The sequence below is a fragment of the Paenibacillus aestuarii genome (assembly GCF_027789125.1).
In the GTDB taxonomy this organism is placed as follows: domain Bacteria; phylum Bacillota; class Bacilli; order Paenibacillales; family NBRC-103111; genus Paenibacillus_E; species Paenibacillus_E aestuarii.
In genome coordinates this window covers 1-11,319 of record NZ_JAQFVF010000013.1, presented here as the reverse complement: position 1 = coordinate 11,319, position 11,319 = coordinate 1, and the positions used below count along the sequence as shown (strand labels likewise).

The following is an 11,319-nucleotide window of genomic DNA, read 5'->3' as shown; positions in this document are numbered from 1 at the left end:
AACTCCCTCTATGGAGAATCACATAGCTCCTTAATACTCTCGTTTTCTTAGATTTTGACCACAATTACTTCTTTGTAGATAACATTTTAATGGAATGAAGTTGAAGAGGAAGAAATTTATGGGTTGCAGAGGTGCAAAAAAACTCTTCACCTATACCACATGCTGTAAATAGTGGATACTGAGGTAAAGTATGGTTGCACTTTTGGATCTCCACATGGGCTCATGGCGGTCAACCCTCCCACATCTCGCAGAGTCTTCGCTCTCACATTCCTTCATTCAACCTGTCCATGAGGTGGAGGTCAGATATGCTGCCCGACAGGATCTCTTCGTCCGTATGTTAACGCCGTTCCGACTCATCCGTGCTTCTTGTCATCTTCCTTTTGCTTAGGTCATCATCACTGAAAATCGTAATTTATGCAGCTTGTGATCGCTCTTCAAATCGAGGAATATCCTGGATCATCTTTTCTTCACTGAACTCGTGTCCCTTTTTCAATACGCCAAACAGGATTCGTATGAGCTTGTTACATAAAGCGATGAGGGATTGCATCTTTTTCAATGGATTTACCGGTCGTTTCGTGTAGTACTCATGCAAGGTTCGGAATGCTGTATTTTTAGCAACCAGTGGCATCATCACTCTAAAGAGCAAGGCACGAAGGCGCTTCCTACCTCTCTTCGTTATCTTCGTCTGTCCGGTGTGCTTGCCTGAGGAATTCGTTTTTAAGTTCAATCCAGCAAGTTTCGTGATCTGTTTGGGATGACGGTATTGCCGAATGTCACCTACCTCAGCTAGAAAACCCGCGATGGTGTCTCTTCCAATCCCTTTAATGGCCAGTAATTGCTGCACATGCGGGATCTGCCCCAGCAGTTCATCCAATTTCATTTCCAATTCTTCCAGCTTGCTATTAAACCAGTCGTACTGAGTCAGCAGAAGTTTCAGCTCCATTTTAGCTAACTCTGCACCTTGTTGTATGCCCACTGAACAGCTTGCTGCCTCCTTCAGATTCCTTACTCGGCCTAAACCAAGCCCACGCTTGGCAACCTCTCTCAGATGCCGCAGCAGGGTTTCATCTGGTACATCAACAAGTTCATGGGGCAGTAGATAGAGACTTAGCATTTGGATGGCTGACTTGCACTCCCAGTCCTTAAATACCGTCAGAAACTCCGGGAAATACCGGTCTAACCAATTATGGACACGTGCTTGCACAACACAAAGATCAGTCGTCAGGTGATCGCGAATTTTCATCGCTTCTCGCAGTTCGGCATAAACGCCCTGAGGAAGGTTCGGTACGGCATATCTTCCGTCTTTGACCAGTTGCGCAATGACTTTAGCATCCTTGACGTCATTCTTCGTTGGAGAATTGTCATCTAGTTCTTTGCTTTTCTTCACGTGCAGCGGATTCACTACACCGTATTTTACATGCTTTTCTTTTAGAAAATGGGCGAAGTTCAGCCAGTAATGGCCCGTTGGTTCCATCCCAACGATAATGTCCTGGAAGCCTTGCTCTATTGAAATCTTCTGAAACCAGCTTACGAACAACTCAAAGCCTTGTCGATTGTTTTCAAACGTAATGGACTTCCCAAACTCGACTCCGCGGTTGTCTTGGGCTCTCGCTACATGTTTGAATTTTGCAATGTCGACTCCGATAATTAAGGTAGAAGATGTGATTTGATTAATTCTTTCATTTTGAGTAGAATGCATGTTGTAGTCTCCTTGGTTTGTTTTTGGATCCGGTTGCTGGCGAGCGTTCAGGACCCATTAACATTTTACCAAGGAGTCTTTTTATTTCTCAAACCTCGTATTTCTTCATAATAGGAATGCTGCCCATTACTTTAATGAATCAGGGAGCAGCACCTTGGTGGACTGCTCCCTGCTCTAGATTTGATTATCGAGTCCGTTAGCTTAGTGTTCCACACACTTTACAAAGATGTGGATTTGTAATCTTCTTTTAAACACTGTTTCGCAATATAAAAAATCTGTCCCATGTGTTCTGAAAAATGAGCAGCACATTGATGCAACATGTCGAGATTCGTTCTCTCTCGATTCCTCACCATTTGCTTTTGTTCCAATGTCTCATCGGAAATTTTTCTGATTGTATCTATAATCAATTGTATCCGTTCTTCAATTATCGCTTCCAATTCGGACTTACTTACAAATGTATGCTTCAATTCATCCTCACGATTTCTCAGAATTTCTTGATTTAATATACCCTTTGAGACTCTTTCTATAATATTTCCTTCTATATGCCTAACAAGTGTCGAAATACTATGGCTGAATTCGTTCGGTCTCCAATTGAGCTGTTTATCATCTAGTTGGCTAACCGCTTTAAGCATTCTTCTGCGATTTCCCCAAACTTCTTTATTAACCACTCTCGATTAAATTCGTAGTAGTTCATATTGTGCCTCCAATTACGACTTAGAATTTTTATCCAGGTGTTTGATAATCGGTTGCGTTATCCTGCCCGTTATTTAATGCCACCGTCAGTCTAAGACTCTATTTTCTTAGTCTACAACATAATTTTCGAGTCTAAAACTTTATTCTCTTTGGGCAGTCACACCTATTCCCCAGTCGTTATGCAGGTGGAGTGACAAAATAAACATGCACTTGGAAATTCAGCTGCTCACCCACATGATATTTCCTCATGCTTGATTATGATCCGTACTGCAATTCTTCAAAATAAAAACAATACTAGGAGATCAGACTTACATTCTTCTTCAAATTACGGACATCTGAAAAGGGACTCTTAACATGAAACTCAAATGGAAACGGCTACAAGTCCCATTCCATCATAAGGATATCCAATGATAGGGATTTTTTATTTTACATTTAGTGTTCATTTAACTTTGATTTGAAATTCTGTTGATTCGTTTTGTTGATTTTCTAATCCTTCTCCTTTTAAGAAACTTGTATTTACCTTAATTGTATACGTTCCTGGTGGCAAAAGAGCTTGATTAGCATTGGAGTTTTCTAGAAACGAGTCATGATCGGTCATACCACTTTTCCTAAAATTATAATCAACTATTGTACTCAAAGGAAATTCATTATTAATCTGATTACCTGCTTTTAATTCTGTTTTTATTGAAGATGCTGTAATATAGCCTCCTTCTCTAATTCCATCTTGATCTATTATTGAGAAAGTAAGCGTTGGTAACCCGTGGATAAAATCTATCTTATTATCACCTTCGTAAGATAAAGAAGCCCATATATTAATCATTTCATTCTCATCATATGTACTTTTGGCAGAATGCAATTCTAATGTGAAATCATCAAACTTTTTAATTGAAGTTATTGAAGAATATTTCTCAGATGCTTTCGAATAATTTATAGATACCTTGGCAGATTTTTGATCATAAAAAACAGATCCACCCAATTGATTAGTAATATATCTAATTGGAACATATGTATTTCCATTAATGTTATACATATCGATATCTTTAGGAAGAGTTTTATCCTCACCATTAACCGACAAGGTTATAGGGGACTTTGTTATGTTAATTAGAGTATCTGCACTGGTAGTTGAAATAAATGTGACAAGTAGTGTACTTAAAATTAGAATAATTTTTTTTAGTTTGTTCATAGTCGTTTGCCTCCAAATCATGTATTAGATTCATATGCAAAGAGAACACCCTTGAAGAATAAAGCCAGTTTGATTTTTAAGCAAGAATGATGAAAAATTATCGGATTTCATGTTTAATCATGATTTCTAATCGATATGAAAGTTTAAACTAAGTTCTAAAATACAAAATATTAATAAAACAGTCTTTGAAAGTGGCTGTAAAAGCTTCTTCTCAAAGACTGTACTCCATATTAAGGGGTTGAGACTGATTATTTGTTCTCTGCTCCGTTTCTAAATGTTAATACAAAAAGACAGATGATAAGCATCACCTGTTTTTTTGCATTTTATTCATTCTAAAAAAATGCCTAAGCCTATTTATTCATTCTATTGCATGTTTTTTTACAACTATTTTTGAAACAAAAATTACAGCTATTTATGAACCAATTACAAGTTTTGATGAAAAATCACAAAAAGCCGAATGTGTGGTGTCATAATTCCTGAGAAAAATGGATTAAAAACTGTTGATTTATCAAGTGCCACTTTCATATTTACTGAGAAAAAAGAAAGTAATCATTGTTTAAAAAGCGGCTTTTTTCATAATTATTGCGAAAATGCATTTGGTCTTAATTTTTTATAATAATGAATTTTAAACAATTTTTTTGCATAAAATTAGAACATTCACTTTTTTATGTATATTGAAAAACGCCGGTCTAGCGAACGAGCCTTTCCCATCCGTTTATAATTGAACCAACTGAGTAAATGACTTCGTGAATTTTCCCTTGCTAATCGATTAATGACCCTCACTACCGCCGAACATCGATTGGGAGTAAATAATACCTAATCCATATGCACCGCCGTGTTCTTTAGCAATATCTGTTGTCGATTTGTAAGTTTCGGAACGTGCCTAGTCACGTTGCAATTCTAGCAGGTACTGTTCCCACGTGATTGGTGTTGCGCCCGCTTGAATCATGCGCTGAATGGCCATGTCGTGCGCTTCTTTGGATACACCGCCGGAAGCATCGGTTACGATGTATACTTAATATCCTTGATCGATCGCGGAAAGCGCAGCTGTTAAGTCGCATACCTCTGTCCAAAGACCAGCAATGACGAGCTTTTTATTACCATAGCTGTTCACTTTATCAACAACTCGTTGAAGCCGTTTTAATGTTTTATTAAAAGAAAAAGCTTAGCCTGGTTTACTGTAAACCTGGACTAAGCTTTTTCTTTTATTGACTTCTGAAGTTACCGGATTTTCATCCTGATCTTGGCTTCCACCAATTCATAAGCCCAACATTCGCTTCATCTGTGATGTGCACGACAAAAGCTCCGGTTTCTTTCGCATTCGCGCTTTATCCTTGGGAATCCCATTTTTTCGCTGCATGGACACGCACTTATTTATCATAAATTTTTCCTTGAAGCTTCTTGATGTCGAAATTCGGGTCGGCCTTCATCGTAATATCTCCTGATTTTATGCCTTTTTCCAGCGCAGCGTTGTAGCGGTTGTTCAGATCAGCGATCGTCTTATCTAAATCCCCGCCGTCGATAATGTATTTGGCGAATTCGTCGTTGTATTTTTTGCCATCCACGGTCAGGCTTGGCGTTGGGGGCAGGATGGCATCGTATTGGGTCGGCGTAAAATATTCGAAGCCTTTCACGTCTGGCTGCTTCACAATCGATAGTACCGACGGCAGCAACGAAATGCCGTAGCCCTTCTCTTGATACGCTTTAATGTTATCCTGCTGAGCCAGCCATTCGTAGAACTTCCAAGCCTGCTCCTTATGCTTGGAATCTTTGCTGATGGCAAGCCACGTGCCGGCCAAAGAAATATTGACTACGCCGTCATAATTTCCGGTATAGGTCGGCGGCGGTGCGGCGGCCCACCGGATCTTCGCAGGAAACTGAGATTTATACACGTTAGGCTCGGAGGAGTTGGAAAAGTACATGCCGATCTTTCCTTCGGCGAATTGAGCGCGGAGCGGGTCGATGTCCAGCGATTCCACTCCCGGAATCATGCTGCCGTCCTGCCTCATTTGCCGAAAAGCTTGAATCGCCTCTTTATGGCCGCTAAAGTCGTATTTGCCCGTTTTGAAATCGTAACCGGTTTTCGGAAAGCCGCTGGCGCTGGTGATGACGTTAGCCGAACGGCCCAAACCCGTGTCGGAGTTTTTCATATTCACGGCAAAACCGTAAGCGCCCTCCACTTTGCCGACCGCAGTAATTTTCTTGGCGTCTTCGGCAAGCTCGTTTAACGTTTTCGGCGGTCCTTTGATCCCCGCTTTTTCGAACAGCTCGACATTGTAGATCAACCGCTGCGTCAAACCGAAGTTCGGAAGCGTGTACACTTTGCCTTCCTGCATGTTGATGCCTTCGGTTAACTCCGGCTCGAACCTTTTCTTAAAATCGTCCTTCATGAAGTCGTTCAAAGCAAGCGGATACCCTTTTTTTTGCTCCTGCGTAAAATCGTTCACCTGATAAATATCGGGAGACTGGCTGCTGGAGAAAGCGACATCCAGAGACTGCGCGAAGTTTTCCGTGAAAAACTTCAGTTCGACTTTGATGTTGTCTTTATTCGTCTTATTGTAGGTTTCTACCAGAGACGTCAAGTAATCGGCCATCCCTCTGGCGTAACTCCAGTATTGGATTTCTGTTTTTTCGGTGCCGGTTGAAGCAGCTATGCTGCCGCCGGCGCTTTTACTTCTAGCGGAATTATCCGAGCTGCAGGCGGCCAAGCTGAATACGATTGCGGAACTTACCGTGAGAACGAGCCATTTCTTCATTTTCTTCCCCCGCTTGTTTGCAAAATGATGTAGATATACCGCTGCCAAAATCATTCCGTAGGTGCTTGCTCTCTCTGATCTGGGACGCCAATCTTGCAGCATCCATACTGCTAGGCTGTGATCCTCCACCGCGTCGCGTAAGCAAGCCCAGCGTACAATCCTATATCCAATCAGCAGATATTCTGTGTTACCGCATCACCCACATCCTTCTGGTTCAAATTGCTGGGTATCTAGCTCGGCAGCAACAAGTCTGGCATCTTCGCCCAACTTGCCTGCTCGTTCTTCTCTCATCCTTATGTCCCGCATTACTCGCTCCAGGACGGCAAACAACTCCTCTCGCTTTACAGGCTTCATGAGATATTCCTTCACAGCATAACGAATCGCTTTCTTCGCATATACGAACTCATTATAACCAGACAGCAATACAACCTCTGTTTTAACCGGATGTCCTTGCAGCTGCTCGAGCAGCTCGAACCCATCCATAATTGGCATTCGGATATCTGTGATCATAATATCCGTAGACTCCTGGCGAAGCAGCTCCAGCGCCTCTTGCCCATTCTCGGCAAATCGGTAGTTAAACAGATTGGGAAACTGTCTCTCAATCATCGATTGCAAGCCATTCCGAATGATCTTCTCGTCGTCGACGATCAGCAAGCTAATCATTGATGTCTGTTTCCCCCTCCCATGATCTATACGGCAAAGTCATGATTATGCGTGTATAGCTTCCTTCCTGACTCTCGATCTGAATCCCATATTCCTTCCCATAGCTCATCACTAGGCGTTGATCCACATTACGTAGACCGATTCCATTGCTGTCATGGTTATTTTTGTGAACCAATAATTGCCGGGCATCCTGGTAAGCGGACTCTTCCATTCGGAGCATTCGATTCAATAAACCCAACTTCCCTTCCGGTATGCCGCAGCCGTTGTCAGTGATCTCTATGACACAAGCTTGATCACTCCGGACGGCAGAGATCGTAATGACAAGTTTTCCGTCGCTGGAATGCATGCGGCTCGTCCCATGCTTGATTGCATTCTCGACTAGGGGCTGCAGTGACATTTTGAGCGATTCCTGCATGAGGCATTCCGGTGCAATCGACAATCGGAGTTCAAGTCTTCCATCATAACGGATGTTCATGACGAATATATAATGCTGGACATGCTGAATCTCATGGCTGAGCATCACGTATTCCCGCTTCCATTCCATCGAATACCGCATCATACTGCCTAGCGAGGTCATGATGTCCGATATGAGGAACTGCCCTTCAATCTCCGCCAGCATCTTGACGTTCTCCAGCGTATTGTAGAGGAAGTGGGAATCGATCTGGTTCTTTAGCGCCCGAAGCTCGGCTTCTTTGCCTACTGCCTCAAGCCGGCTGATTCTTTGGCGTTCCTCCGCCACTTCTTCTATCAGTGTGTTGATTTGCTGCAGCATGCTGTTGAATTTGTAGCCGACCTGCGTGACCTCGTCATGATACTGGCTTTCGTAACGGACGGTCAAGTCGTTTAGCTCGACCTTTTCCATCAAATCCTGCAGCTTGGCCAGCGGTTTCAACAAAAGCGTGGTCAGCACATTGGACACAAGCAGTGCGGCAAATAGACAGCCTAGTGTCATGGCTGCGGCGATCCATTTGAAATTGTTCATTTGCTCAAGCAGTACGGCGCGCGACTGTATATTAAACAAGACCCACTTCCCATCGAGCACAAAGGAGTAGTTGACAAGGTAATCCTCGCCTGCCTTCTGGTAATCGAAATATCCTTTTTTGTCATTCCCGACTCTCTCCAGCAGTTTGGCTTTCGGTATCGTGGCCCGGTCATATTTATTGATCTCGAGAATGTCCTGCCCATCCTTCGTGACCAGGAGCATATCGCTTTTTTGCTCCAGCTCGCTAGACAGCAGCTCGCTCAGCTTACGAATCGGCAAATTGATGATCATGTACGTATCTTTCACCGAATATTGCGAGCTGGATTTGACAATATACGAGATGACCTCCGAGCTGTTGGCGAACAGCTCGTCTTGATGCCGGGCGGTCCATACCTTTTTGGCCGAGAGCACCTCGTTGAACCAGGGCGAATTCACGATCGTATTATCGGGGCGGCGGTAGTAAGTAGTCGGGTAAAAATCGCCGATTGGCGAACTGATCATGATCGTGTCGATTAAAGGCTCAAGCAGTTTAACCTGAGAAAAGTCATTTTGCAATGAGGTGAGATGGGTGTAGTAGCGCTCGGCAATGCCAAGACTGACATCTTTCATCAATGCATCGTACGTTTCGCTAAATTGTATGGACAATCCGGCTATGGCCGTGTGCTGAAGCTTTTCATCAAGGACTTGAGCGGATTTGCTCATCATATCCTGTCTTTGCTTGAAGGCGTTGCGTTCAATCACACCGGATGCTATCCAATACAATAGGACGCCCGTCAGTGCAACCGATACCAAAATTAAAGCGATAATAGAGAAATGAATCCGCTGCCTAAAGGAAAGATTGTTGAAGCTGCGTTGTATATTCAAGATAGCCCCCTCGGAATTGCTTGATAAACTAAACGTAATCGGTGTCGTGTCCTGCTTCAGGCAGTCTCATCCGGAGAAGGTTTCGTTTGAGAAGCATCTGCCTCAATAAGACGGACGTTGGAATTCGTATGATCCTCAGCAGTGCCCTTGCTCGAAGTGCCGGTGTTCCCAGAACAAGCAGCCAAGGTCCAACACATCATCGTAGCTAGCAACAGCATTGCTGATTTACGAATTCTATCCATTCATAATACTCCTTCGTCTGTGTAGGTTGGATAACTTAATGTCCTATTATTGGAAAGTGGCGATCTTGCCGCAAACAGTGTAAAGTGCTTACATTAGGTTTCCTAAGCCGCAACACGAACGGGTCGAACCCTTTTGTTGAGCGATTCCGATACTCCGTGCTTTCTTTGTAATCCTGCGAATACACACCAACATTCGTTAGGAATGCTGACCATTTGTTGAGAAAAGGCAGCTAACCGTTCTGGCCAGCTGCCTTAAGCTTCGCTTGAGTTATCGTTTTCCGCCGTTACCCGTTCCCGCTTCAATTACCGATTTTAGGTTGGGTTTCAAACATCCTTCGCTGGCTTCGGTATTCCAGCGCTGTGATGCCTTCGGTATCCTTGAATATTCTCGAAAAATGCTTCACATTTTCGAATCCAACCTGATCACTGATTTCGTACACCTTCAAATCGAAGTGCACCAGCAGCTCCTTCGCCTTGTCCAGCCTTAACCGGCGAACATAGTTCGAGAAACTCTCACCGCTATAATCTTGGAAAGCTTGGCTGAAATACGAGTAATTGAGTGAGAAATGGTTGGACACGACCGCCATGTTCAAATCGTCGGTATAATGCGTCTGCAAATAAGCGAGAACTTTTTGCATCGTATTTTGATCTTTAGGTGCTTGCTCTCTCTGATCTTGGATGAACCGATCCAGACTATCGAGAAGCTGCTCAACAGCTGCATAATAATGTTCAAATCGATCGAAATTCCCGATATGGCCAACGTAGGCGTAAGTACTTAATAGGTCAAGCACTCTATTTCCGTAGATGCGGAACACCTTGTCAAACAGCTCTTCATTGAGCAGCTGACTGATCCGTTCCAGGTAGCCGATTTCACAGCAGCTAATGATACGAACATCTAGAATTTGATTGAGAAGCTGCTTCATTTCGTTCCCGCGTCCCATTCCCATCAGATTCGATAATCGTTGAATTAACTCAATAGGAACGAGATGCCGCTCATGGCGCTTACTTATGCTGGTGTAGTCCAGCACATCGAGTTCCGGAAGCACAATACTGTATTTCAAGGTTTGCTTCGCTTGGCTATATGCGTACTTTATCTGCTTTATCCCTTTTTGAACAGGCCCGCTAATCGCTATTCGCAGCTGCGATTCATTTTCACCCACGCTCCACAATTCCGCCAACTGGTAGAACATAACCGGATCGCGTGCGAGCATAATCGTTCCGCCTTCTCCATCACGAGTAAGCATCCAATACATATACCCTTGTAACAGCTCAGTGATCTGATTCCTGAAAGAAGCAGCATCCGTACTGCTAAGCTGTGATCCTCCACCGCCTCGCGTAAGCAAGTAGCCCAGCGTATATCCTTCATCCAACCAGCATAAGCCGGCCCGCTCCAGCTTGTTCTGTGTTATCGCATCACCAACATCCTTTTGAGTCAAATGCTGGGTAACTAGCTCGGCAGCAACAAGTCTGGCATCTTCGCCCGCCTTGTCTGTGTCCCGCATTAATCGCTCCAGGACAGCAAACAATTCCACCCGCTTCACAGGCTTCAAGAGATATTCCTTCACAGCATAGTGAATCGCTTTCTGTGCATATACGAACTCATTATGGCCAGACAGCAATACAACCTCGGGTTTAGCCGGATGGGCTTGCAGCTGCTTGAGCAGTTCGATACCATCCATGATGGGCATCTGAACGTCTGTAAGCATAATATCCGCAGGCTCCTGGCGAAGCAGCTCCAGCGCCTCTTGCCCATTCTCGGCAAATCGGTAGTTAAACAGATTGGGAAACTGTCTCTCAATCATCGATTGCAAGCCATTCCGAATGATCTTCTCGTCGTCGACGATCAGCAAGCTAATCATAGATGTCTGTTTCCCCCTCCCATGATCTATACGGTAAAGTCATGATTATGCGTGTATAGCTTCCTTCCTGACTCTCGATCCGAATCCCATATTCCTTCCCATAGCTCATCACTAGGCGTTGGTCTACATTACGCAGACCGATTCCATTGCTGTCGTGGTTTTTTTTATGAACCAATAATTGCCGAGCATCTTGGTAAGCGGACTCTTCCATTCGGAGCATTCGATTCAATAGGCCCAGTTTCTCTTCCGGTATGCCACAGCCGTTGTCAGAGATCTCTATGATACAATCTTCAACACGCCGGACGGCAGAGATCGTAATGACAAGATTTCCGTCGCTGGAATGCATGCGGCTCATCCCATGCTTGATTGCATTCTCGA

At 43.8% G+C, this 11,319-nt stretch carries 9 protein-coding genes; all 9 read right to left on the bottom strand.

Going from position 1 to position 11,319, the window contains the following annotated elements; translation table 11 throughout:
• Positions 1 to 412: 412 nt before the first annotated feature.
• Positions 413 to 1,699 (bottom strand): IS110 family RNA-guided transposase, encoded by a 1,287-nt coding sequence (locus O9139_RS02800; protein WP_270877931.1) that lies wholly within the window; start codon positions 1,697 to 1,699, stop codon positions 413 to 415.
• A gap of 218 nt (positions 1,700 to 1,917) precedes the next feature.
• The gene (locus O9139_RS02795) at positions 1,918 to 2,331 is read right to left on the bottom strand and encodes a DUF1572 family protein (protein ID WP_270877930.1); all 414 of its coding nucleotides are present in this window, start codon (positions 2,329 to 2,331) and stop codon (positions 1,918 to 1,920) included.
• A gap of 500 nt (positions 2,332 to 2,831) precedes the next feature.
• Complete coding sequence (locus O9139_RS02790) at positions 2,832 to 3,575, bottom strand: stalk domain-containing protein (protein WP_270877929.1); 744 nt, start codon at positions 3,573 to 3,575, stop codon at positions 2,832 to 2,834.
• 883 nt (positions 3,576 to 4,458) lie between these two features.
• Positions 4,459 to 4,584, bottom strand: coding sequence for a cysteine hydrolase family protein (locus O9139_RS33160; protein ID WP_333742443.1), 126 nt, complete (start codon positions 4,582 to 4,584; stop codon positions 4,459 to 4,461).
• Positions 4,585 to 4,945: 361 nt separating this feature from the next.
• A complete protein-coding gene (locus tag O9139_RS02780; protein WP_270877928.1) occupies positions 4,946 to 6,331 on the bottom strand; it encodes an ABC transporter substrate-binding protein in 1,386 nt (461 codons plus the stop codon).
• Positions 6,332 to 6,526: 195 nt separating this feature from the next.
• Positions 6,527 to 6,994 carry a response regulator gene (locus O9139_RS02775; RefSeq protein ID WP_270877927.1) on the bottom strand — a complete coding sequence of 156 codons (468 nt, stop codon included), beginning with the start codon at positions 6,992 to 6,994 and terminating at the stop codon, positions 6,527 to 6,529.
• On the bottom strand, positions 6,987 to 8,840 hold the full coding sequence (locus O9139_RS02770; protein WP_270877926.1) for a sensor histidine kinase: 1,854 nt from the start codon (positions 8,838 to 8,840) through the stop codon (positions 6,987 to 6,989). The genes O9139_RS02775 and O9139_RS02770 overlap by 8 nt, the downstream gene beginning before the upstream one ends.
• 541 nt (positions 8,841 to 9,381) lie before the next feature.
• The gene (locus O9139_RS02765) at positions 9,382 to 10,941 is read right to left on the bottom strand and encodes a response regulator (protein WP_270877925.1); all 1,560 of its coding nucleotides are present in this window, start codon (positions 10,939 to 10,941) and stop codon (positions 9,382 to 9,384) included.
• Positions 10,934 to 11,319, bottom strand: a 386-nt coding sequence (locus tag O9139_RS02760) for a sensor histidine kinase (RefSeq protein ID WP_270877924.1), incomplete at its 5' end; no start/stop codon positions are given. The genes O9139_RS02765 and O9139_RS02760, both read right to left, overlap by 8 nt.